Origin of the sequence: Paenibacillus sp. DCT19, assembly GCF_003268635.1 — a bacterium.
GTDB lineage: Bacteria > Bacillota > Bacilli > Paenibacillales > Paenibacillaceae > Paenibacillus.
The window spans coordinates 1,702,717-1,726,031 of sequence record NZ_CP029639.1 but is presented as its reverse complement, the minus strand read 5'-3'; the positions used below and the strand labels follow the sequence as shown (position 1 = coordinate 1,726,031).

Annotated in this window: 21 protein-coding genes; 6 read left to right on the top strand and 15 right to left on the bottom strand. The window is 47.6% G+C overall.

Annotated features, from left to right (window positions below; all coding sequences use genetic code 11):
* Window positions 1-67 precede the first annotated feature (67 nt).
* From DMB88_RS07600 to DMB88_RS07570, 7 genes are all read right to left on the bottom strand, one after another.
* Window positions 68-1,183: a tyrosine-type recombinase/integrase gene (locus tag DMB88_RS07600; RefSeq protein ID WP_302476284.1), complete on the bottom strand. Its 1,116-nt coding sequence runs from the start codon at window positions 1,181-1,183 to the stop codon at window positions 68-70.
* A 255-nt stretch (window positions 1,184-1,438) separates the two neighbouring features.
* Window positions 1,439-3,484, bottom strand: coding sequence for a B12-binding domain-containing radical SAM protein (locus tag DMB88_RS07595; protein WP_128100856.1), 2,046 nt, complete (start codon window positions 3,482-3,484; stop codon window positions 1,439-1,441).
* A gap of 133 nt (window positions 3,485-3,617) precedes the next feature.
* On the bottom strand, window positions 3,618-3,800 hold the full coding sequence (locus tag DMB88_RS07590) for a hypothetical protein (protein WP_128100855.1): 183 nt from the start codon (window positions 3,798-3,800) through the stop codon (window positions 3,618-3,620).
* 478 nt (window positions 3,801-4,278) lie between these two features.
* Window positions 4,279-6,159 (bottom strand): DNA helicase RecQ, encoded by a 1,881-nt coding sequence (gene recQ, locus DMB88_RS07585; RefSeq protein WP_128100854.1) that lies wholly within the window; start codon window positions 6,157-6,159, stop codon window positions 4,279-4,281.
* A 404-nt stretch (window positions 6,160-6,563) separates the two neighbouring features.
* Complete coding sequence (locus DMB88_RS07580; protein ID WP_128100853.1) at window positions 6,564-7,622, bottom strand: ATP-binding cassette domain-containing protein; 1,059 nt, start codon at window positions 7,620-7,622, stop codon at window positions 6,564-6,566.
* Window positions 7,616-8,794, bottom strand: coding sequence for an ABC transporter transmembrane domain-containing protein (locus tag DMB88_RS07575; protein ID WP_128100852.1), 1,179 nt, complete (start codon window positions 8,792-8,794; stop codon window positions 7,616-7,618). Before DMB88_RS07575 ends, DMB88_RS07580 begins: the two co-directional genes overlap by 7 nt.
* Window positions 8,795-8,832: 38 nt before the next feature.
* Window positions 8,833-10,632 (bottom strand): ABC transporter ATP-binding protein, encoded by a 1,800-nt coding sequence (locus DMB88_RS07570; RefSeq protein WP_128100851.1) that lies wholly within the window; start codon window positions 10,630-10,632, stop codon window positions 8,833-8,835.
* Window positions 10,633-10,746: 114 nt separating this feature from the next.
* On the opposite strand from DMB88_RS07570, the gene DMB88_RS07565 reads away from it, so the two are divergent.
* Both DMB88_RS07565 and DMB88_RS07560 read left to right on the top strand, forming a co-directional pair.
* Window positions 10,747-11,640, top strand: coding sequence for a helix-turn-helix domain-containing protein (locus DMB88_RS07565; RefSeq protein ID WP_128100850.1), 894 nt, complete (start codon window positions 10,747-10,749; stop codon window positions 11,638-11,640).
* Window positions 11,641-11,655: 15 nt separating this feature from the next.
* Window positions 11,656-12,201: a hypothetical protein gene (locus tag DMB88_RS07560; RefSeq protein ID WP_128100849.1), complete on the top strand. Its 546-nt coding sequence runs from the start codon at window positions 11,656-11,658 to the stop codon at window positions 12,199-12,201.
* A 193-nt stretch (window positions 12,202-12,394) separates the two neighbouring features.
* Here DMB88_RS07560 and DMB88_RS30915 read toward each other — a convergent pair whose 3' ends face one another.
* The 6 genes from DMB88_RS30915 to DMB88_RS07535 form a co-directional block, all read right to left on the bottom strand.
* Complete coding sequence (locus DMB88_RS30915; RefSeq protein ID WP_254438493.1) at window positions 12,395-13,030, bottom strand: tetratricopeptide repeat protein; 636 nt, start codon at window positions 13,028-13,030, stop codon at window positions 12,395-12,397.
* 92 nt (window positions 13,031-13,122) lie between these two features.
* Entirely contained in the window at window positions 13,123-13,503 is a 381-nt protein-coding gene (locus tag DMB88_RS30910) for a glycosyltransferase family 2 protein (RefSeq protein WP_254438492.1), read from the bottom strand.
* 246 nt (window positions 13,504-13,749) lie between these two features.
* A complete protein-coding gene (locus DMB88_RS07550; protein WP_128100848.1) occupies window positions 13,750-14,508 on the bottom strand; it encodes a class I SAM-dependent methyltransferase in 759 nt (252 codons plus the stop codon).
* A complete protein-coding gene (locus DMB88_RS07545; protein WP_128104359.1) occupies window positions 14,495-15,889 on the bottom strand; it encodes a nucleotide sugar dehydrogenase in 1,395 nt (464 codons plus the stop codon). Before DMB88_RS07545 ends, DMB88_RS07550 begins: the two co-directional genes overlap by 14 nt.
* A gap of 25 nt (window positions 15,890-15,914) precedes the next feature.
* On the bottom strand, window positions 15,915-16,904 hold the full coding sequence (locus DMB88_RS07540) for a polysaccharide biosynthesis protein (RefSeq protein ID WP_128100847.1): 990 nt from the start codon (window positions 16,902-16,904) through the stop codon (window positions 15,915-15,917).
* 26 nt (window positions 16,905-16,930) lie between these two features.
* The gene (locus DMB88_RS07535) at window positions 16,931-17,620 is read right to left on the bottom strand and encodes a glycosyltransferase (protein ID WP_128100846.1); all 690 of its coding nucleotides are present in this window, start codon (window positions 17,618-17,620) and stop codon (window positions 16,931-16,933) included.
* 417 nt (window positions 17,621-18,037) lie between these two features.
* Between DMB88_RS07535 and DMB88_RS07530 the strand changes: the two genes are divergently transcribed.
* The gene (locus DMB88_RS07530) at window positions 18,038-18,748 is read left to right on the top strand and encodes a GT-D fold domain-containing glycosyltransferase (RefSeq protein ID WP_128100845.1); all 711 of its coding nucleotides are present in this window, start codon (window positions 18,038-18,040) and stop codon (window positions 18,746-18,748) included.
* Window positions 18,749-18,950: 202 nt separating this feature from the next.
* On the opposite strand, the gene DMB88_RS07525 is transcribed toward DMB88_RS07530, so the two are convergent.
* Window positions 18,951-19,328, bottom strand: coding sequence for a hypothetical protein (locus DMB88_RS07525; protein ID WP_353056291.1), 378 nt, complete (start codon window positions 19,326-19,328; stop codon window positions 18,951-18,953).
* Window positions 19,329-19,548: 220 nt separating this feature from the next.
* Between DMB88_RS07525 and DMB88_RS07520 the strand changes: the two genes are divergently transcribed.
* Complete coding sequence (locus DMB88_RS07520; RefSeq protein ID WP_254438491.1) at window positions 19,549-20,697, top strand: RluA family pseudouridine synthase; 1,149 nt, start codon at window positions 19,549-19,551, stop codon at window positions 20,695-20,697.
* 42 nt (window positions 20,698-20,739) lie between these two features.
* Entirely contained in the window at window positions 20,740-21,321 is a 582-nt protein-coding gene (locus tag DMB88_RS07515; RefSeq protein WP_174715273.1) for an SLOG family protein, read from the top strand.
* Between the two features lie 429 nt (window positions 21,322-21,750).
* On the opposite strand, the gene DMB88_RS07505 is transcribed toward DMB88_RS07515, so the two are convergent.
* Window positions 21,751-22,089 carry a hypothetical protein gene (locus DMB88_RS07505; protein ID WP_128100842.1) on the bottom strand — a complete coding sequence of 113 codons (339 nt, stop codon included), beginning with the start codon at window positions 22,087-22,089 and terminating at the stop codon, window positions 21,751-21,753.
* 281 nt (window positions 22,090-22,370) lie between these two features.
* Between DMB88_RS07505 and speD the strand changes: the two genes are divergently transcribed.
* The gene (gene speD / locus DMB88_RS07500; RefSeq protein ID WP_128100841.1) at window positions 22,371-23,189 is read left to right on the top strand and encodes an adenosylmethionine decarboxylase; all 819 of its coding nucleotides are present in this window, start codon (window positions 22,371-22,373) and stop codon (window positions 23,187-23,189) included.
* The last annotated feature ends 126 nt before the right edge of the window (window positions 23,190-23,315 follow it).

Genomic DNA, 23,315 nt, shown 5'->3' with positions numbered 1-23,315 from the left:
TATGATACCCCAAGCAGTGGTATTTGCGAAGAAGAATTTGGCGAAAAAGGTAGATTTATAGCAACACTCAATCTCCCAGATCCAGACGATCCAGCGGGCTCTGAATACGCTGAATATTCTTGGTACTCACATGCGTATATCGCTGGGTTGTTCGTGCACTCGTGTGACCAAGCAGCTCTTGGATATAGCGCAGGTCTGTTCCGTTTTCCAGTAAATGCGTGGCGAAAGAGTGTCGTAAGACATGAATACTAACCTTTTTCACAATGCCTGCGCGTTGTCTAGCTTCTTCAAAAACCTTTTGCGCACTACGCTCGGTCAGATGCCGATCCGGAGATTGTCCCGGAAACAACCATCGATGGGGTTTATACTCGCTTATGTATTCCTGCACAATTTCCCAAGCAATATTGGAGAGTAACGTTCTTCGATCCTTCTGACCTTTTCCCTGCCTTACAATAAGGGTCTGGCGCTCAATATCCAGATCGCTACAACGTAGACGAACGACTTCACCTACACGAAGACCAGACGAATACGTGAGAAACAAAATCGTTTTATGCTTGAGATTGGTTACGGAAGTGAGTAATTGAGCCACTTCTTTTTCAGACAATACTTGTGGCAACTTGGTCTGCTTCTTGGGACGAATATACTGGATCTCTGTAGGATGATGGAGTACATGTTTGCAATAGAAGCGAATCGCGCTGATCGTCTGGTTTACACTGGAATGGGAGATTCCTCGCTCAAGCAAATCTAAACAGTACGTCTGAACTACTGAAGTAGTCACGGTTGCACTTTCAATTTGGCAGCTACTCAGAAAGCGTTCGATCTGATTACAATATGCTTTGATCGTTTTGCGACTGTATCCTCGTAATGTTAATGCCTTCTGTAATGGCTCTTTGCTCCATACACCGCTCTCTTTGCTAGCTTTCCATTGCTGTAAATCCTCACTCTCCACCCACAACTCTGGGGCAATCTGAACATCTACTGGATCAAATTGATTCATGAGCTCCTGTATAGCTGATGTGGTGTAGGGGATGACCCACACTTTTTCTTTCGCTTGCCACGTTCTGCCTGTGATCCGACGAATCCGCTCAATATGTGCAATGTTATACGGGATATAAATGTGCAGTACCTCAGCAGAACCTTTTGATATCGTAATCGTCTCTTTGGTCGTAACATGTTCATTCATAGGAAACCTCCTTAGATTGGGTGGATTCTGCTTTTGCTATCATTCTGAAAAACAAAAAGGAAGGCCCTTCTTCCTCCCCTAGGGAGTCAGACGACCTTCCGATGCTTTCGGAACATATATGCTGTTGAAGGTAGAACGGAGCGCGGCTTGTGCAATGGCAAGCCGCGTAAGGGTGAGGTGCTGCGCCCAAATGGGCAGCACCTCATGGAGATGCACCGCGTCAATGATCGCGGTGCTCATCCACGCCGCTGCAACCTACATAGCAGCGGCTTCTTCTCCCAGCGGCAGCGTGTAATACTGCGCCTGCTGCCCTTCATGCTGCTGGTACACAACGACCAGCAGCGTCCGGCCTTTCGCGGCAAGCGGGCTAGCGCCAGCAAGCACCCGCTCAAGCCGGAACGGAAGCACGTCCAATACGGCGTGCTTCTGCAGTTCCTTTTCGCCGAGACCAAGGTCGGCGAAATCACGGGCACCCATGACCGTCTGTGCGGTCATGGCCGAGGTCATCGGCAACGCACGCGAAGCGTTGCCGTCCCCACTGTCCGCCGCTCCATCCGCGGCGGACATAACTCCTGCGCCCTGCGCTGCAAGCGCCGCAACATCCTCGCCATCACTGCCGATCATACCCGCCGCATCTGCGGCAGAGTCTTCCCCGGCAGCAGCCGAGCTTCCCACAGCGGCAGTTGCACCTGTGCCGCTGCTTTCCAGCCATGCCGAGCCTGCGGCACCGGCAACACGCGGCAGACGAACGTCTTCTGGACGCTCAGCCAGCGTTTTCATATAACCCGCCCACTGGTCTTTCTGGAGTACATCATCCCACCAGATTTTGCGTGGCTTGTACTTGTGACCGAGGAAGTAGTCCAGCTTCATCAGACCAAGCACAATATCCATATGCGGCGTATTCCGCGACTCTAGGAAGCTGTGCAGGCGGGTGAATAGATCCTCCAATTGGTGACCAATCTTCTGCCAGCCTTGCCCTTCCCAGTAATCCCCGAACGCCTGGAAGAAATCAAACGGCGAGTTGAACTCCTGCTCCATCAGATACTTCAGCGTATGATCCATCCGGTGTGCGTTCCAGTACTTCTCCAGCACATCCTCCAGACGCTTCAAGCGCACGATGTCGCTGAACGGCAACACATCACTACCCAGAATCTCATACGGCGCGTGATCCATGTACGTATAGTTGTACTTCTCTGCATCGAGACGCAGACCCGTACCGCGCAGCATTTTGAGGAATCCGAGCTGAAGCTCTTCTGGCCCCAGAGCAAATACATCATTAAACGTCTTACGGAACGTATTGTAATCTTCCTCCGGTAGTCCTGCGATGAGATCCAGATGCTGATCAATTTTCCCACTAGCTTTGACCTTGTTCACCGTACGACTCAGCTTGGTAAAGTTCTGGCGGCGTTTCACCAGTTCATTCGTTGGATCATTCGTGGACTGTACCCCAATTTCGAATCGGAACGTACCCGGCGGCGCATTCTCTGCAAGATAATCGAGTACCTCAGGGCGCATGATGTCAGCGGTAATTTCAAACTGAAACACCGTCCCCTGATGATTCTCAATCAGGAATTTGAACATCTCCAGCGCGTAATCCCGCTTAATGTTGAACGTCCGGTCTACAAACTTGATCAGCTTCGCACCCTTCTCAATCAGGTACAGAATGTCCGACTTCGTCCGTTCGATATCGTAATACCGCACGCCGACCTCAATACTGGACAGACAGAACTGACAGCTGAATGGGCAACCACGACTCGTTTCAAAATAAACAACCCGCTTCCCGAGATCCGGGATATCCTCTTCAAATCGATGCGGTGACGGCAGATCGTTCAGATCCGCCTTCGGGCGTCCTGGCATGAGAATGACCTCTTCCCCTTTGCGATAAGCCAGTCCGTATACAAAGTGGAACTTCTTGCTGCTCGTAAGCTCCGTCAACAGCTGATGCAGCGTCTCTTCGCCTTCACCCATGACAATGAAATCCACATTGGGAATCCGGTTCATCCAATATTCCGTGTCATAGGATACTTCCGGCCCGCCCAGCAAAATTTTCACCTCAGGCATAACCTTTTTCAGATTATCAATAACCTTAATCGTCTCTTCAATGTTCCAGATATAACACGAGAACCCAATCACGTCCGCACCACGCTGGTACAGATCAGACACAATATTCATGACTGGGTCTTTAATCGTATACTCGGCGATATCAATATCAAAATCCTTCTCACTGTAAGACTTCAGACACCGCAAAGCCAGCGAGGTATGGATATACTTTGCATTTAATGTAGAAAGAATAACCTTCATGGTTCACAACCTTTGCCTGGACACCCAGACCATATTTTTTGGGAAAAGTAAAGCTCCACAGCCAGCCGATCCCGGATGCTGTTCAGGCACACTCTAGCTCAAGCTCCGAGCCATGTAAGCTCCTATAATAAGCTTATCCCGCTATCAACACCTGCGTTGCACTTGCACTTGCACTTGCACTTGCACTTGCACTTGCACTTGCACTTGCACTTGCACTTGCACTTGCACTTGCACTTGCACTTGCACTTGCACTTGCACGACTAATTGTACATATACCCCAGCTTCCATAGGCAAATATTCCACACCTCATGGACATATCTGGATTTTGTCTTTCAAAGAGTGGACACACTTTTTAAAAAGACACCCTTCTCTCAGCCGTCATCCAACTACAACATATAGACCACACAACAATGAGTCAACCTACATATTGTACACCCTTGGGTTCATGCTCTCGATCGACAATGTCCACCTTATGAAAGACAATTTTCCACCATTTGTCCATCACCGAGAGACTAGAATCAAAAAATAACCAACTTAAATACAAAATCCAAATACCCAACCTGATTACCAAACTCAAATACTAAAATACCAATATCATACACTCATACGCTCGATTACTTCATCAGGTACTCATAGATCATACTCATACTCATACCCATACCCATACTCTTACTCTTACTCTTACTTAGAACTGTTGCATTCTCTTGATTACTCATTTATCCACCGGAGCAATACAAAGAGTATTCATTTATCGCTCCAGCAACTCAAGCAGTGTTCATTACCAACCCAGCACCTTACTCATACTCGTAAAAGGCATCATCATCCGTATCAACCTCTTCGCCCGATTGTTTCTGGAAGAATTCTAGGAACGGTAATCCATACTTACGATACTTAACCTCACCGACCCCTTTAATAGTCAGCATGTCACGTTCCGTCTTGGGACATACCACACTCATCTCGCGAAGCGTTGCATCATTGAAGATGATGTAGGACGGCACATGTTCCTTCGCCGCCAGATCACGCCGGATTAAGCGCAGTTGCTCAAATACCGTTTCGTTAACCGCAGATGGCATTGCATCACGACCACGACGTCCACCATAGTTGGTACCCGAGGCTGTTGCAGCCGTCTTGCGCACCACCCGCTGCATAACTTCACGCTGACCTTTGAGCACTTCCACCGCCAAAGGCTGCAAACGCACTACCGGATACTGTCCCTCGGACAGCATCAGATAACCTTCGGATACCATAACGTTGATGATCTCTGCAATTTCACGCTCTGTGCGATTGCCCATTACACCATATGTCGGCAAGGAATCGAAGCCGTAATCCAGAACCTTTTTGGCACGGGAGCCCTTGAGCACCGAAGCAACCAGAGATACACCATAGCGTTCACGCATACGATGAATGCAGCTGAATATTTTCTGCGCATCAATCGTCATATCTACCAGCTCGCGATCATCCGTACAGGAACTGCAGATGCCGCAAGGCTTGTCCTCATGCACCTCACCAAAGTAGTCCAACTGTGCACTGCGCAGACAACGTGTTGTATAACAGTAATCCACCATCTGTTGCAGCTTCCGGTAATCATTCTGTTTCCGGTCGCCCTCCATCGGATTCTGTTCAATCAGGAACTTCTGGGTGATAATATCCTGTGCCCCGAATAACAATATGCACTGACTCGGCTCTCCATCCCGTCCTGCGCGTCCGGCTTCCTGCACATATGCCTCCATATTCTTCGGCATGCTGTAATGCAGCACGTAACGCACGTTGGACTTATCGATCCCCATCCCGAAGGCATTCGTTGCCACCATCACGCGGATATCATCGTACAAAAACTGCTCCTGACTCTGAGCACGTTCATCGTCTGTCATACCTGCATGATAACGTCCTGCGGGCAAGCCTGCATGCAATAAACGTTGATGCAGATCGTCCACGTCCTTACGGGTCGCGGCATATATAATACCTGGCTCACTCTCATGCTCGCGCGCGTAGTTCAACACAAAATCCTTCTTGCTCTCACCGCGCAGCACGCTAAACGCCAGATTATCCCGCCCAAGTCCGGTCACGTAAGTCTGCGGATCCTGCAAACGCAGCAGCCGCAGAATATCGCCCATGACCTCGGGCGTTGCCGTCGCCGTAAAGGCCGCAACCACCGGCCGCTCCGGCAAACTATCCACAAACGGCGCTACCGCCAGGTAGCTTGTCCGAAAATCATGGCCCCACTGTGACACACAGTGCGCCTCATCCACAGCCACGCACGAGATGGGCAACTGCGCCATCTCATCGCGGAACCAATCCAGCTCCAGTCGCTCCGGCGCGACGTAGAGCAACTTCAGATCACCGCGCTGCGCTGCGCGGATGCGATCATTCACTTCTTTGCCGCTTAACGTACTATTGATATAAGCGGCGGCAATGCCCGCGGTCGTCAGCGCATCGACCTGATCTTTCATCAGTGAGATGAGCGGGGAAACGACAAGCGTTAGCCCCGGATATAACAGAGCGGGAATCTGGTAACAGATCGACTTACCGCCCCCGGTTGGCATAATGCCCAGCGTATCCTCATATTCGAGCAGGCTGGATACGATTTTTTTCTGACCCTCGCGGAAGTCGGGGTAACCATAATATTTTTGCAGGAGACCCTGCGCTTCTTCTAAAGTAGGTGCTTGCACACTCATGTAAAGACTCCTTACTTGTCACCGGTGTTCCTCCACCAGCTTGGTCCGATCCGATTCTGACATCCGAACACGGCACCATTGCCGTATCCTTGACAACAAAATGGCGTTCTCATGACTTGTCCGTCAAGCAAAACGCCGCTCCCTTTAGTTTAACGGGACAGACCCGAATGAGCAACCGCGTTTTCATGTCAAACGTACTTTGGTATATAAAGACTGTTAATTAGGAATAGGAACCGTCTTTTAATGCTGATTTATGTTAGGCACAACTACGGCTCAAGCTCCATTCCAAGCAGCAATTCAGTTCAGGCGCAGTGAACGTCCATGCCCAGTTAATCTTTTGCAACAAACAAAACAACCGTCCTGTCCTCATTAGACAAAACGATTGTTCTCTAATTCATCATCAGTTACGAATTCTTACCATTCATGTGATAATACAACCCTTTGCTTAACATCAGCTGCTCATGCGTTCCATCTTCAACAATTCGCCCTTGATCCATCACGAGAATACGGGGACACTGCTGGGCAACCTCCATTCGATGGGTAACAAGTAATCCTATTTGGTCTTTCATAAAGGTTAACAGATGCTTCATTACATGATGCTCTGTCTGCACATCAAGTGATGATGTTGGCTCGTCTAGAATATACACATCAGATGTTCTTAAGAACAGTCTGGCTAGAGATAGTCGTTGCTGCTGACCTCCAGATAGATTGGCACCTTTTTCTTGCAGGGGTGCTTCATACTGTCCTTCCTGCGCCTCAATAAATTCATGTAAACCTGCTTGCTCTGCTGCAAGCTTTACCTTATCAAATGCAACGTCTCTTCCCAGCCGAATATTCTCTGCCATTGTTCCTGTAAAAAAAGTCGGTGTCTGCGGCATATACGTCAGAGTGGATTGGCTATCCATAGCCAAATATTGCGTAACTTCCTTATCATGCAACATTACGTTCCCATTTGTAGGCTCAAGTAACCCAGCACATACCTGACATAATGTAGATTTGCCTGCACCACTGGCACCAACAACAGCAACCAGTTCACCAGGAACCAGGTTGAGCGTAATCTGATCCAGAATGATCCGTCCACTTTCTTCATCCGATACCATAACCTGCCTGAGCCGAAGCATAGCACGTTCGTTTTCTTGATTTTTTGTTTGATGTGCTGTTTGCTCTAACGTTTTATTTGAGGTTTTCTCCAGTGTTCTATCTAATGCTTGATTCGGCACTTCCTCCGTAGCTCTATCTAGTTCTTCATTAGATTTTCTGTTATGGGAAATCTCCCGTCCATGTACATTGGTTTCTTGCATGCCCTCGAATCTATCCATCTTCGCCATTTTGCCCGCTCGTTCCAGCCATGCTGAGATACGCCCAAATGCACCCACACTGGACTGCATCTGACTCCACTGGCTGGATAGACCAAGTACAGGCCACACAACGAGTTCGAACAGTAAACTACTTGCCACTACCATACCGGGAGACAATGTCCCCTCGCTGCTGATAACGCGATAAGGAACAATGCCGCCAACTGAGCCAAACCAAACACTGCCATCGCCACATTATCCGACATGCTCAACGTCATCTGCAGCTTCGCCTGAACCTTGTTCAGCGATTGCTGTTGGGTTCGAAAACGAGTCAGAAACCATGGCGCAGCATGATACGCCTGAATCACCGGTATGCCCTCCACATATTGTTGAATCTGTTGCTGGGACTCACCTTCTCGTGATTCAACCTCATCGGACAAACGTATAATCCGCCCATCGTACAACCTCGCCGTAAACCAGATTGCAGCTGCACTAATGAGAGCGATAACTGCAACCCATGCATCTGCACGGTACAAGTATCCTAACGATAGTGCAATAATGAACACAACAGTAACACCCTCCGCAATGGCCTCCACCACTTCTGCCCCATGCTTGGTGTCCTCCTTAATACGAAGCATCACATCCCCAGACTTCTGCCTGCGAACCCATGCATAGGGCATGCGATTCAACAGCTTCAGCAGAGACATAGACATGTCTCGGTGCATCGACTCCTTGAGCCATACCAGCACATAACGATGCATCGCCAGCAATACGATAAATCCAGCCAGAATGGCAACGAAAATTATCGCTGTATTGTTCAGACGCTGCTGTCCACCATCTTGGATCGTATCTATGAAGAATCCCTGCACAAAGGCAAGTCCCCAATCAAAGACAGCATCTGCTGCGATAAATATAAGTAAAATTGCCACAGCTAATCCGTAAGGCTTCATCCAGCGGTAAATAACAGGCCAAACCTGAGTAAGCGAAGCCAATTTCTTCTCATCCTGCTCTTCATTTTCTTCTTGACCTTTATCTTGAACTTGGTCTTTCACTTCATCTTTCTCTTTTTCCTGATCTCGCTCTTGCTTCACACCTTGCTCTTCAGCTTGCTTATCCTCTCGCTCATGTGGGATATATATATCGTTCTTCACATCACCTTCATTTATCGTATCCTTTTCGTGTGTATCATTTTTGCGTGTATCCTCTTCGTTCGTATCATTTACTTTCATTTCATCCGCTGTAATCATCTCACGATTGATCTCCGTCCCCTTGGTGCCATCGTCATATACCGGATCTACCGGATCTTCGTTCTTGATAGGTTTGTTATTCTCGCTACTCATGGTGTTCCTCCAATCTCACTTCCACACCCAAATGTGATTCAATTGCCTGCTGCACTCTGCTCCGTAATATAGCTTCGATATCCATTCGGACGATTCAGGAGGTCATGATGTGTGCCCACATCTTGGATGCGCCCCTTCTGGATATAGATGACCTGATCTGCCCTTTCAATCAATGACAATCGGTGGGTGACCGCAATAATCGTCATGTCTTGCTCTGTTGTCATTCGGGTCATTAGACGATTCAATTGCTGCTCATGCCAAGGATCTTGAGAAGATGTTGGTTCATCCAGCAATAAAATATACGGGTTTCTAAGCACAGCTCTCGCTAAACTAATTCGTTGGAGCTCCCCGCCAGACATCGATCCACCTTGTGGCTGAAGCTCAGTCTTATAACCGAGTGACTGACGCATAATAGCATCATGTGCATGAGTCATTTGCGCCGCAGCCTCTACTTGATCAACCGATATTCCTTCTAGTCCAAAAACGATATTTTCTTCCACCGAGCCTGTGAAAATAAAGGCTTGTTGCGGAACATACACCTGATGCATCTGCTCTGTCTGTGTAGAACCAGTAACTTGTATTGCACCTTCATTAGGAGCATACAACCCGGCTAACAATTTCAATAACGTCGTTTTGCCACACCCACTTGACCCTGTAATGACAGTGAGTTTGCCTTTCATAGCTGTAAACGAAATATTCGATAACACTTCTTCCTGCTCCCCATATCTGAAGGAGACATGCTGTATATCTATCGCATGTGATTTATCTTGCTTAGCCAATTGATCTGAACCTGATTCAAAGTGTACATATGTATTGGTTTCAGGAGTGGATGCCATTGGCTCATCTGATCCAGCTTTCTTTTTCTCCAAATCTAACACTTCAAAGATTCGTGACGCATGAGAGGCTGAGCTGATAAAGTCATTCCATAACCCTGAGAGTGATTCGATCGGGCGTGTTAACTGACTGCTTGCTACCAGAAAAGCCGCCAGCCCTCCCACATCCATATGTCCATTCAATACCTGTATGCCACCCAGATAAAGGATCAGGATCATTCCCCCATACGTGGAGATCCGTCCAGCCGCCTCCGAGAGGCGTTGCAACACAGATACTGACATCGTCTGTCTGAACACTCGATTCATTCGTTCCTTATAATGATGCTGCACAGATCCCGCAAGTCCGTAGCTGCGAATCTCAACAGGAGCTTGTATAATCTCAGTCAACATTTCATCCCTTGCTGCCGCACTAGCATTCAATTGGTCATGTTGACGTTGTAAACGTCTGCCTAACCCCACCGTTACAAGTGGATAGATTAGCGTAAAGGCAATAACAGCCAATGACAACGGCAGGTTCACCCAACTGAAATAAGCAAAAGCGAGGATGAGTTGAATGATATTTTTGGCCAGTTCAATACCATGTTGGTTGATCCCCTTCTGAGCCTCTTTAGCAGACGTCCAGATTCTAGCCGTAAGATCACCTGTGTGATAAGGTGTCAGATCTCGTGTCTCGGTGTTGCCAAGAGATGAGAGTAATAGAGTCTGCACAGATAAGAGTGATTTTTGCTGGAACAATGTCTCAATCCATGTCATGAATGCGGTTACAAGTATGCGTGATACCACAATGACTGCACCTATGATTAGACCTGAGTAGATCAAGGAAACCTGTGATTCTGTCGCTCCCTTGACCAATCTTCGGATAGATTCCAGATAACCGACCTCAATTAAGGAAGCCGCAAAGGCCGCAAATAGCAACAGGATGATGAACATGCGATATCGACCTGTCAATTTCCACAGACGAATCATCATACTTCGTGTGGTATAAGTTCTTTTTTGGGTAATCATAGAACGTTTCTCCGATCTTGTTGTTAATTAAGCTCTTCGCTATGATATCATTGAAGATAAGGAAAAAATGAACATTTATTGCTATAACTACTTGAACCTATGAGGGAGATTCCTATGCAACACGATCTACTAGAAACTTTTGATATGTTATTTGACTATATTGAGACTCATATTCAAGAAAAACTGTCCCTCGACCATCTCGCTGCAATTGCTCATATATCCAAATTCCATCTGCACCGAATGTTCAAACATCTTAGCGGTCAACTTCCCGGGGAATATATCCGTGCTCGCAAACTCGCTCGCAGCTTGGAGCAACTCGTTGATTGGAACTGGAAGATTATCGATATCAGTGCACACTATGCATTTGAATATGAACAGTCATACATACGGGGATTCAAGCAAGCTTTTGGCATCACGCCATTACAATATCGCAAACAAGGGGCTCATGATCTCCGGATTACAGCTCGCCTAACGACAGCTATGATCACCACCCTTCCACACGGCTACGTACTGAGTCCAACTTATGTGCGAAAACCCGCCATGAAGCTTGTCGGTCAGCAACGCAGCATACGGTACATTGACAACGAGACCTATTATGAGGCTACGACAGCAGGCAACAACTTTATGGAAGAGCATTTTGCAACGATACCCGATGCGGTGCATCCCGGCGTTTACATTGGTTTCACCCGTGAAATGGATAACAATCATAGTATCTATCAGCCTTCTGTCGAAGTGCACACGTTTGATCATGCTCCTGCGGGTCTGGATCAGATCGAGGTACCTGCCAGTCAATATGCAGTTTTCAAATTCATCTGTGACTTTCATTCCAGCCGAATCAACATTGATCATCTAGACAGTGTCTGGACCTTTATTGATGAATATTGGCAGGGTCGTTCAGGGTATGCGAAGCGTGATTCGTATTACTTTGAATGGGTGGATGGTCATCTGGCGGAGGAGAACTACGGAGAATTGGATATCTACATTCCGGCACAGCAGATATTAGATTAAAGGAGGCTTACCTTATTGGAGCACAACAATCGTACTAACGAAGCAGCAACTACAGAAACTAAACTAACCAAACCCTGGATTAGGCGCCATCCAATGTTTGCTGGGTTTCTATTGTTTGTAATCGCACTTATCGTTGTTGGCGTTCTCTACTACATACTTCGTATCTACTTCTCGACATTCGATCGTTCTGAACAAGGATATCTTGCTTATTCGATGCCTTCACGACATGGTGAATATGTAGCCGAAATCTATGGTGTTCCTTACGGTGGTGCGGGCGCAGGAGGAGTAACCATCTGGGTCGATGTTCGATCAACCGGAAACGGATCTGCTGGTGCAGACGCCAGTTTTGTGAAAACCATCTATCGCGCTAAACATCGCGGAGCTAACCACCTTGAATGGGAAAATGAAAAAACGCTCCGGATTGAAAACCGGAACGAATATAATGATGACACCGTAACGCTGAATATTGAAGAGGACATCTATGATGGATGGAACTTTGCATGTAAGAGCCTGCGCATGAAAGGTGAATACGTGCGTTGCCTCTCTCCTGAGAAGCAGTAGTAACAGTGATGTTTAAATAAGTTATTTGCTTTTGCAGTACACCAAAATCAAACGATTAGAGCAGACATTCTAGCACGTAGCTTACTCATTAATCACGGCTCTGTGCTGGTTACTTTGCATACTCTTTGCTTATCTTCGCTTGTTCTTCGCTTGTTCTTTGCTCTTCTCTACGCTTCCTTCACTCTGCCCACTGTCAATCCTGGCGAGGTTCAAATGTTGTCTGACGCACCATCGTTTCCAACTTCTCCCGATTACTGAGCAATCCGGCATCAGTCGGCATATATGCCAGCGCTTGAACATTATGCTTAAGCGCCTGTTCCCAATGTCCCAATTGAGCATAGGACAAGGAGAGCCGGGCATGAGGAAGCCAGGATCGACATGCCGCAGGTACGGGGCGGAACCCCGGATCACGGGTGCCTACATCAAGAGCCTGCATATACCAATATATCGCAGTCATATGCTCCCCACGTTCTTGAAAGCAAGACGCAATTGCGCAGCAGAAGTCCGCATGGGGTAGGTCAAACTGGAACGACTGAAATAAGGCGCGAAGCTTATAGCTCGGCTTGCCAAGTCGTTCATAACATTCCGCAAGCCGCGCGCAGGCAATTAGACGATCCTCGCGATAACCCTGCGGCTCCTGCAACAGCTTCTCGTAGCCTTGCACCGCAGCCCCGTAGCGCTTGCGGTCATAACATTCGCCTGCATAATAGAACAGCAGGCGACCCTGGGCTACGCCCTCTTCGGCGATCCATTTGCGCAGGATGCGCACGTTACGCGCCGAATGATGGCTCGCTTCGCGGCGGTGCGTGACGGCAATGTCTGCCGTCATCACTCCGCTCCGCGGAAAGCTTAGCTGCTCGTGCAGCCGGCCATGCCAGCGGCACCCTGCGCTGCGCTTGACCAGGCGGTTCCGGCGGTCCGTCACGAGCGGACTTGCCTTCTCCCCTCGGCCAGCGTGTAGTTCAAGACCACAGCTTCCGTCTCACCATCTGACGGAAGCTGCTCTTTTAGCGTCCGAAGCTTCGCCTGATCGCCCGGCAACAACACATCATCTGCATCCAACCAGAGGATATACTCCTGCGTGGCCTGCTCGAATGAGTAATTACGAGCAGCAGCAAAATCATCCTGCCATTCATATGTGTAGACTTGGTCGGTATACTGCGCAGCCACATCCATTGTTCGGTCAGATGAGCCTGTATCGACAATGATGATCTCATCCACGATTCCACTCACCGAATCGAGACAACGTGCCAACGTGCGTTCTTCGTTCTTCACGATCATACATAGACTGATAGTGATCACGGATAAACCCCTTCCTTGCCCCTACACCTTATGCGATGAAGCATCTTATTCGACGTTCGTGATAACTTTCATATTCCGACTTGCTAATACGGAGACGCGCCCTATTTTTCAACATAGCCTCCGGTTGTACATCCATTTTATAAGTCTCCTTGGTGCAGCTTAGCTTGATATATCGTACTCTCCCTCTATACTTGTTGTGTCCGCCTTATCTTACTTCTCTAACCGTTCTGACTATCCTTACTACTTTTACTGTTCTGACGACTGTTTCTCCGCTTCTTGTTTACGTAGACGCTTTACCTGTTCAACCGCATTGTCGAGCGCCTTCTTCCGTTGATTCATCAGTCGCAGGTGGCTACGTTCGATTTCGGCAAAATGGGCATAGTCCAGTTCCATCCATGTTTTCATTTCACTTGGCGTAGGCGAGATATATGGATTGACTTCCCATCGTCTACGTGCAGCGCAGCATAGATATTTATGATGAACCTCCAGCTTCATCACTTCGAAATACGGCAGCAGACACATCGCAAGCTTGCCTGCATAGAAAGTCTGTTTATGATCGTGAAACGGATGATATCCATAGGGAACCGTCACGACCAGTGTCCCTTTTTCATGCAATAACCGATGGATCTGAACTAATAACTTCTCGGGATGGGCAAAATGCTCCAACACTTCACCAAGCAGTATCGTGTCGAAGACAGCCCTTTCCTTCCACTGCGTAATGTCCATCAGCCGAAAATCCACTTTGCTTCGCACAGGCTTCGATTCTTTCGCTAGCTCTTCCTTCGCATACCTGATGCTCTCTTCCTCCAGATCAATGCCGGTTACCCGAAAACCTTCACGCGCAAGCAGTATGGAGGTAATCCCCTGACTGCATCCGATATCCAGCATTCGCTCACCTGTCGCTTCCCGGCACATCCAGTGAATACGTGTCCTCGTTGCTTCATGAGACTCTTCCGAATTAATCTCGCCATAATATCGCTCATTCACCCGGTCATGATTCGCCATCGCTACCTCCTGCTTTTTGAGGTGAATGGTTTGCCATTTCCTCTGGATCAGTAACGATAGGATGATGAGCTGGATGCCCGAGCACCACAATGTTGCCCCCATGGACACCTTGGGTAGCATTACGGGTATCGAAAATTTGTTTCGCGTGGTCCGCCATCTCTTGATAATCAAAGCCGGTATGATCCGTTGTAATAATCACAAGATCCGCCCATGCCCATAGCTCCGGCGAGGCTGGTTGAGATTGAATAATCGTGCCGTCATCCTTGCGGAAGACCGGTACCATCGGGTCGGTGAAGACGACCTCTGCTCCCGCTGCGCTTAGCAGTCTGAAGACATCCAGTGCGGGGGATTCACGCAAATCATCAATATCTTTTTTGTACGCCATACCTGCCAGCACAATCCGTGCATCCTTTACGAAAATCCCATTCTGCATCAGGAGTTCCACTGCCCTCGCCACCACACGCTCCGGCATCTCCCGGTTCATTGCATCGGCTAGTTTGATGAATTGCAGCTCCGACCCCTGTCGCTCTGCCGCCCAGGACAGATAGATCGGATCAATCGGAATACAGTGTCCACCAATCCCCGGCCCGGGGTAGAAAGGCATATATCCAAACGGCTTCGTCGCAGCAGCGTCCAGCACCTCCCAGATGTTCACTCCCATCTGCTCGCATGCAGGCGTAAGCTCATTCACAAGGGCAATGTTTACGCTGCGAAACGTATTTTCGAACAGCTTCGCGGTCTCAGCCACAGTGGTCGAGCTCACAGGCACAATTTCGTTCAAGAACGAGCCGTAGAACGCTGTGCCATAGGCTAAACAGGAGGACGTAGTACCTCCAATGATCTTCGGTGTATTTTTCACCCCATAATTCACACTACCTGGATCAACCCGCTCAGGAGAATAGCAGACATGGAACTGTTTGCCCACTGTCCAGCCTGTGGCTTCTTCAATCGGTTGCTTCACATGCTCCTCCGTCGTTCCCGGATACGTGGTGCTCTCCAAGATGATGAGGCTTCCCTGCTTCAGATGAGGGGTAATGCCTTCCACTGCTGCGGCGATATATGAAATATCCGGTTGATGACCTGGCGTTAGTGGTGTTGGTACACAGATGACAATGATATCCGCCTTGGCGACTGCTGCATAATCCGTTGTTGCCGTGAATAATCCGTTTGCAGTTAACGACTGCACCACTTGATCCTCAATACCGATCACATAGGAATCTCCCGCTCGAAGTCTCGCAACCTTGAGTGTATCAATATCAATACCATGTACTCGATAACCAGCCTGCGCCATCTCCACTGCCATCGGAAGCCCGACATAACCCAGCCCAATAACAGCAGCAAGAAGGGAGCGGTTGTGTATGCTGTCTTGCAATCCTTCCATCTCCAAGCGCTCCGCCTCCCTTCTATTAATCGATAAATCCGCCGGCACGCAAAAACTGAGCTATCGCTTGTTTGTTCATCATGGCAGTGTCTGAACGATATTCGGAAAGTGTGACACGAGGCAGGCTACTGTACTGATCTTGCAGGCGCTTGTCCGGTTCCTGCGGCAATATGACATAATATTGCTCATCATACTTATAGGTACGCGGTGATTCAAATGGTGAGATGAGCACTTCATGCAGCTTCTCGCCAGGGCGAATGCCTGTAACCTTATAGTCAAAGGACGGGCGACCCGCCTGCTCTAACATCACCGAGGCCAGATCGGTCATCTTGCAAGCTTTCATTTTCATCACAAATGTCTCTCCGCCTACCGCCGCCTCAGCCGCCTTAAGCAGTAGATGTATCGCTTCTGTGCGAGTCAGAAAAAAGCGAGTCATACCTTTGTCCGTAATGGTAAGCGACTTGCCCTCATCAATCTGCCGCCGGAACAATGGCACAACACTGCCGCTTGTTCCTAACACATTGCCACCGCGGATGCAGACAAATCGAGTATGCTCACTCAGCCCATTCGCACGGATCATCATCTTTTCACCGAGTGCCTTGGTCATGCCATATACGTTGATTGGATCGACCGCCTTATCGGTAGAAACATCAATCACCTTAGGAATCTTCATACGAATGGCCGCTTTAATGATATTCTGCGTGCCAATGACATTGGTCTTGAAGGCTTCATCTGGCTGGTCTTCACACACGGGTACATGCTTCAATGCGGCCAAATGAAAGAGAACATTCACATTCCGGCACGCTTCCTCTACTGCCCCATAATCCCGAATATCTCCGATGACAAAACGTAGCCTTGCATCATGACCAAAATCACGTTGCATCGCGATCTGAGCATACTCGTTACGCGACATGATGCGAATCTCAGCTGGATCCTGTTCCAGCAGTACCTCGGTCAGCTTCTGTCCCCAGGAGCCTGTTCCTCCAGTGATCAAAATAATCTGTCCTTTAATCATGCAAGAATGCCTCCTTCATTAGATCGTTAGATCATGAATTCACGTAATACCTGAGCCATTTCTTCTCGGCTTAAACGATCTTTGGGTGGTACCTTTTTGACTGATGTGTTGCTGCTATGCACGATATTGATATAATTGCGAGGTGCAAGCAGTTCGTGTGGCAGATCAATTACATTTCCGTGCGTTCCGCGGCCTGGCAGCTTCACCCGATAACCTGCAGCGTATTCCTCCGTCCGGTACAGGTAGACATAGAACTGCGGGGAACGATGAAACGCTGGTGCCATCTCATGATTCACACTATCCCACAGGTAGCCGTTCTGATTAATCAATGCCATCGTCTCCGGCTGTGGCTGAATATCGTACAACTGTTGAACGAAGGTACGGTGGTACAGATCATCCGAATCCAGACGTGCAATATAGATGTGTTCTGCCCCTTGTGCATAAGATAGAATGGCACGTACACTCTCGATGTTGGTTCCAAAGCGAATATTAGAAGGCAACGGCTCCTGTTCCGCAAGAATCTCTTGCATCAACTCTCCTGATTCCTTCGACAGCTTCACTACGGTAAGGAAATCCTGATTCGTCTGCGCCTTGAGGCAATGCAAGGTAAAAGTACGAAAGATGCTCATCCGTCGCTCTAGCCATTCTCTCGTTAACCGCTGCGGATCCATGCCATAATTGTTGAAGTTGATCTCAATAACGACTTTCCTAGACATAACATCCCTCCTTGTTTATGCGGACTTCTGGAACAACCTCTTCTGGTTGCCTTTGAACCATTTTCATAGTTTTGCAGCCTATGCCTTGCAGAAATAAATGGTTTGCGTTGCTGCATTCCATCTATCTTTCATAGCGTAATTCTCTTATCCGCCATCTCTACAACGTATGAAATAGAGGTAGAATCGGTCAGTACACTTGAACTACTTTTCACAAAATAGATTGATATACACCGCAGATTCGCCTTATATTGCGTGTTCAAAAAGAGCGGTTTTAAGTACCAAAAAGATGGGATGAAGGTAATCCCCTCATCAAAAGTGGACTTATGGAATAGCCTTTTACAGGTCGAACGTACAAAACGTTAGCGTAGCGGCTACATAGAATAGGTCAATAGAATACGAAGGAGGTTCAAATCTACGATGAATGCTATTTATCTTGAGACGGATGGTGTGCTTGATCAGCTCGAAGCAGCACTTGTAGAGCAGCGTCCTTTTTCTCTCGTTCGCGTGGGCGATGGCGAGAATATTGTCATGTCTCAGGAAACGGTCTGGACTGTGGAGCAGGTGCTTCAAGAGCGTTGGGCGATCAAGGCCAATTTAGGTCAAAAGGGACTTCGTCTCCCCGATTTTCAGCTCAGAGATCACGTCGCTGCTTCTATACAGAGAGCTAATCTTGTTGGGGTGTTGCCTCCAGGGGACATGACGATTAAAGCACCGGATTATCTCAAACGGCCGCTCACCGATATGGTATTTGCTCACTACGGTATCTCTCCAGCAATGACCTGCCATGCTTGTGTCAACCGTGAGCTTGTACAGATGCCTCGGTTCTGGTCCATGCTTGCTGGTAAACGGGTGCTGCTCGTGACTCGCGAGATCGATGCCCTTCGCGATCGGCTTGTTCAAGAACCGTATCATCTGCAGATCGCAGCAGCCCTTCCTTTCGATAACTGGGGTCAGACGGATGAAACGCTGCAATGGATCGTAACGAACCAGCATACGTTCGATGTCGCCCTGTTCTCCTGTGGCGTTAATGCGGTTGTTCTCGCTGAGCGCACAGCCGCTCTGGCAGGCAAAGTTGCTATTGATTTTGGCAAAGCAGGCAACATCATTCTGAAAGGACGTGCTAACTGAGCTTTCTTTTGGCTTCAATTTATTTCAATTCCTCTAATGTTGCTTCACACACAGACTAGATATAACTCAAAGAAAATCCCGGACTCCTACAATACTGGAGCCGGGATTTTCTTCTACGAGTATCACAGAGGAATTTCGGTACGTCATAGTTCAGTATTTCTGAATGAATCGGCAACTTCTCTCTTGGTAACCTTGCAGAAAACTAGTTGGTAGCGGCGATGCCATAGAACATCTCAGGCCCTGTTCTTGCTACGGTAGACACCCCTGATATAAACGATGTGTATACACTTTCCAGCGCGGGTGGTGCAGCCAAATCCTGTGCGGTAAAAGAATGAAATTCAGCGCCGCCTGTCTGTCCCACCGTACCTTCGGCACGATAGATAACAAAGAACGGATCATATACAGTACCTCGTACCAGTTCAACAACGAAGGTATCTCCCTCTTCTCCCGTTACACCAACCGTGCCATTCAGGGTGATAATGGGATTCGCAATACCTAAGGTTTGCAGCCCAATCGACCCGAACACTTCTGGTGATACGGATAAAGACGTGTTAGGCGATCCTACGCTTCCTGAATTCATTGAGGTTCTCATATCGAGAAATACACCCAAGAGTAACACCTCCAATGCAATGAGATATCCTATTCTATGAATCTCAACTCTCGTTCGATTGGATAAATAACAGTTTCTATACACCTATTTTTATTTGCACCCGGTTAATGGTATATTGAACTGCATAACGAAATGAACGGATCGTATGCACGCAAGCGGTACAGGCTGTTCAGAAGGAGATTATTAATTTATGAATACACGTAAACGTTCCACAGGCAATTCATCATCCAAAGGAAAGTCATCGAACCGCCCCTCAGCGGCACGTTCCCAGAGATCAGGTGCTGCATCTGCCGATTCATCAAGATCCTCTGCATCTACATCTCGTAATACAGCGGCTACGAACAAGCCACTAGCTGCCAAGTCTTCAACAACAGGCAACCAAGCAAGATCTACGAAAGCCAAATCATCAGGCGCATCGAAACGCTCTGGCAATTCCTATTATCGTAAACAAGAGCCGCCTCGCCAGTATCAAGTGACAGAGTCAGAAGAATTGCTGCCGTTCCTGCTTAAGCATTTGAAAGATGGTCGGAATGCCGTGAAGTCCATTTTGGGTCGTGGTCAGGTATCTGTGGATCAGAAGGTCGTGACGAAGTTCAACCTGGCGCTCACGCCGGGTCAGACTGTATCCATTAGCAAAGAAGGCGCTGTAGCTGCCCCTTCCATGACGGGTGTGATTATTTTGCATGAGGATAATGACATCATCGTCATTCGTAAGGAAGCTGGTCTATTATCCATCGCCGCTGACCGAAGCAACGACCTTACAGCTTACCGCCAGTTGATGGAGCATGTGCGCCGTACGAATCCAAACAATCGGATATTTGTCGTGCATCGTCTGGATCGGGATACATCTGGCGTGATGATGTTTGCCAAAAGTGAAGAGGTACAGCAGAAGCTGCAAAACAACTGGAAAGATAATGTACAGGATCGCGTCTATGTTGCTCTAGTTGAAGGTGCTGTGAGCAAAGAGGAAGGTACGATCTCTTCCTGGCTGAAGGAAACCAAAACGCTGAAAATGTACTCAAGTCCACGTCCGAACGATGGACAACACGCTATAACACACTACAAGCGTCTTAAATCCAATCGTGAGTTTTCTCTGCTTGAAGTTCGATTGGAAACAGGACGCAAAAATCAGATTCGTGTGCACATGGAAGACCTCGGACATCCAATTGCAGGGGACAAAAAGTACGGTGCGCGCACGAGAGACCTCGGACGCCTTGGACTTCATGCACGCGTGCTCTCGTTTATCCACCCAACAACCGATAAGCTAATGACATTCGAGACGGATATTCCGAAGCAATTCCTGCATCCTTTCCGTGCAGATAACGCAACCGCGGAGTAACCGAAGCTCTCGGGTACGGAGTCGCGCTGAAAGGAGCAACCGATGCTGAAAAACTTGCTGATTACCGGTTATCGGGCACATGAACTGCAGATTTTTGGACAGAAGCATGAGGGCATTCCTTATATCAAAAAAGCCATTGCCTCCCGCCTCACGCCGCTTGTCGAGGATGGGCTGGAATGGGTGCTAACTCCAGGGCAATATGGGGTGGATCTGTGGGCCTGTGAAGTTGTGCTGGAGTTGAAGGAGACATTCCCTGATCTGAAATTGTCGATCATCACTGCCTTTCAGAACCCAGAGGAACAATGGAAGGAAGATAAGCAAGAGTATTATCGCTCCATTCTGCAAGGGGTTGATTACTATGCTGCTATTAGTCGGCAACCGTATGTTGGCCCTTGGCAGTTCACAGCCCGGGATGATCTTCTGCTACGCAAAAGCGACGGTTTATTGCTTGTGTATGATGAGGATGCCGGCGAAGGCAGTCCACGCTTTGTGAAGGAAAAGGCGATTAAGAAACAGCAGAATGAAGACTATACCATCATCAGCGTAACGTCGGAGGATATTCAATCCATCGCTGAGGATGAACGGATGAATGATGTGCAGCATTACGAAGATACTTCCTTCTGAATCATTGTTGTATGGATGTAAAAAGGGCTATCCCATGAGTCATATAAATGACTGGGGATGGCCCTTTTTGTGTTTTATTAAAAGGGATTCTCTCCTTTAACAAATGGAACAAAAATAACATACAAAGAGCCCATTAGAAAAGCCCAGAAAATCAACGATTTGAAGCGTTTCCTGAAGAAATCAGCATTCTTTTTTATACATAGCGCACAAATGAGTGTATAAAGGAAAAACAAAAAATATGAGACCCCAAACCAGTTAACCCATACGTTCCCCATAAAAGGAATATTGAAACGCTCATAAATATTTCTCAAAACATTTTCTGTAACAATGAAGCCAATAACCAAAAATCCTATGAATTCCATATAGATTATCATTTGCTTTTTCCAAATGGACATTCCCCTCATCTCCTATTTATCCTGATTCATCTATCTATCCGAAATATTGAAGAATTAACTGGTATAGCGCTACAGAGAGTCCTAATAGACTCGCTTTCATTTTAGACGGATGGTATCTGCTGTTACCCCCAGACAAATATAATAAGATCAATAGAAATCCCATAGGTAGCGATAACTGAAAGAAGCCTTCGGTTGTAGCATGAGAATAGATTGGTGTAGTAAACGTACTGATCCAAAAGTAAAAGAAAATGGTAAAACGTCTTGTTTCTAATTGTCTGCTCCATCTTACTAACAGGAATATAATAATGACCATGATCATTGAAATGAGTAATGGTGGGAGAACAATAGTAACGCTCCCTAAGCTGAATTCCATGTGGCATAGCCCTCCTCTTCATCAGTAATCGCCTCGTACATCTCCATCAAGAATCACGTTTCACAATCAAAAGGTTAATATTACCAAAGGAATGGATGAATGTAAAAAAAGAGAATTAGATACTGTGAAGCAACGAACCGGGTTACTAGGGTATCTGTCGTAGTCATGCCAGGCTGTAAAAGCCTTGAATGGCTTACTCATGTTTTTTTGGCAGCAATATGGGTATAAGTAGTATTAAAACTGCGATTACTATGTCGTATGGATAAAGGGGAACTGCAGCCATGACATTAACTCCCGAGCAGCGCATTCAACTGCACGGATTCAACAACCTGACCAAATCGCTGAGCTTTAACATGTACGATATCTGTTACACCAAAACCAAAGATGAACGTGAGGCTTATATTGAATATATTGATGAACAGTATAATGCGGCTCGATTAAGCAAAATTCTCAGAAATGTATCCGACATTATTGGTGCACACGTTCTGAATGTGGCGCAGCAAGATTACGTTCCACAAGGCGCTAGTGTAACCATGCTCGTATCCGAAGGGCCGATCGTGGAAATTCCGGAGGAATCGTTCGATGAATCCCCCGGGCCGTTGCCCGATAACGTCGTGATGCAGCTGGATAAAAGCCATATTACGGTTCATACGTACCCGGAATTTCATCCAAGCGAAGGAATTAGTACGTTCCGTGCCGATATAGACGTGTCCACTTGCGGGGAAATCTCGCCCCTCAAAGCGCTGAACTATCTCATTCATTCCTTCGACACAGACATTATGACGATGGATTACCGTGTGCGTGGATTTACTCGTGATACAAGTGGACGCAAGCTGTTCATCGATCATGAGATTGGTTCCATCCAGAATTACATTCCGGATGAGATTAAGAGCAGCTTTGATATGATTGATGTGAACGTCTATCAGGAGAACATTTTCCACACCAAGTGTAAGCTCCGGGAATTCGATCTGGATAACTATCTCTTTGGGTACACCAAGGATAAGCTGAGCAAGGCAGAACAACATGAAATTACGGAGTGGCTGAAGCTGGAAATGGACGAGATCTATTATGGCAAAAACATTAACCGTCCTACTCCATGACTGAACTTCAAAGGTGACTGACACCTTTGTCATAAGGTGGGACAATGCGTGCTGGGACTGCATACGGTGCGAAAATACAACATTCCTAGCGTCGTTGCGGTAACAATCTATGTAACCCATTAATCA

Bases quoted from the DNA above. Each gene is read 5' to 3' on its own strand.
- DMB88_RS07600 (WP_302476284.1), bottom strand. From the start codon at position 1,183: ATGAATGAACATGTTACGACCAAAGAGACGATTACGATATCAAAAGGT.
- DMB88_RS07595 (WP_128100856.1), bottom strand. From the start codon at position 3,484: ATGAAGGTTATTCTTTCTACATTAAATGCAAAGTATATCCATACCTCG.
- DMB88_RS07590 (WP_128100855.1), bottom strand. From the start codon at position 3,800: ATGTCCATGAGGTGTGGAATATTTGCCTATGGAAGCTGGGGTATATGT.
- recQ (WP_128100854.1), bottom strand. From the start codon at position 6,159: ATGAGTGTGCAAGCACCTACTTTAGAAGAAGCGCAGGGTCTCCTGCAA.
- DMB88_RS07580 (WP_128100853.1), bottom strand. From the start codon at position 7,622: ATGGTAGTGGCAAGTAGTTTACTGTTCGAACTCGTTGTGTGGCCTGTA.
- DMB88_RS07575 (WP_128100852.1), bottom strand. From the start codon at position 8,794: ATGAGTAGCGAGAATAACAAACCTATCAAGAACGAAGATCCGGTAGAT.
- DMB88_RS07570 (WP_128100851.1), bottom strand. From the start codon at position 10,632: ATGATTACCCAAAAAAGAACTTATACCACACGAAGTATGATGATTCGT.
- DMB88_RS07565 (WP_128100850.1), top strand. From the start codon at position 10,747: ATGCAACACGATCTACTAGAAACTTTTGATATGTTATTTGACTATATT.
- DMB88_RS30915 (WP_254438493.1), bottom strand. From the start codon at position 13,030: ATGACGGCAGACATTGCCGTCACGCACCGCCGCGAAGCGAGCCATCAT.
- DMB88_RS07550 (WP_128100848.1), bottom strand. From the start codon at position 14,508: ATGGCGAATCATGACCGGGTGAATGAGCGATATTATGGCGAGATTAAT.
- DMB88_RS07545 (WP_128104359.1), bottom strand. From the start codon at position 15,889: ATGGAAGGATTGCAAGACAGCATACACAACCGCTCCCTTCTTGCTGCT.
- DMB88_RS07540 (WP_128100847.1), bottom strand. From the start codon at position 16,904: ATGATTAAAGGACAGATTATTTTGATCACTGGAGGAACAGGCTCCTGG.
- DMB88_RS07535 (WP_128100846.1), bottom strand. From the start codon at position 17,620: ATGTCTAGGAAAGTCGTTATTGAGATCAACTTCAACAATTATGGCATG.
- DMB88_RS07530 (WP_128100845.1), top strand. From the start codon at position 18,038: ATGAATGCTATTTATCTTGAGACGGATGGTGTGCTTGATCAGCTCGAA.
- DMB88_RS07525 (WP_353056291.1), bottom strand. From the start codon at position 19,328: ATGAATTCAGGAAGCGTAGGATCGCCTAACACGTCTTTATCCGTATCA.
- DMB88_RS07520 (WP_254438491.1), top strand. From the start codon at position 19,549: ATGAATACACGTAAACGTTCCACAGGCAATTCATCATCCAAAGGAAAG.
- DMB88_RS07515 (WP_174715273.1), top strand. From the start codon at position 20,740: ATGCTGAAAAACTTGCTGATTACCGGTTATCGGGCACATGAACTGCAG.
- DMB88_RS07505 (WP_128100842.1), bottom strand. From the start codon at position 22,089: ATGGAATTCAGCTTAGGGAGCGTTACTATTGTTCTCCCACCATTACTC.
- speD (WP_128100841.1), top strand. From the start codon at position 22,371: ATGACATTAACTCCCGAGCAGCGCATTCAACTGCACGGATTCAACAAC.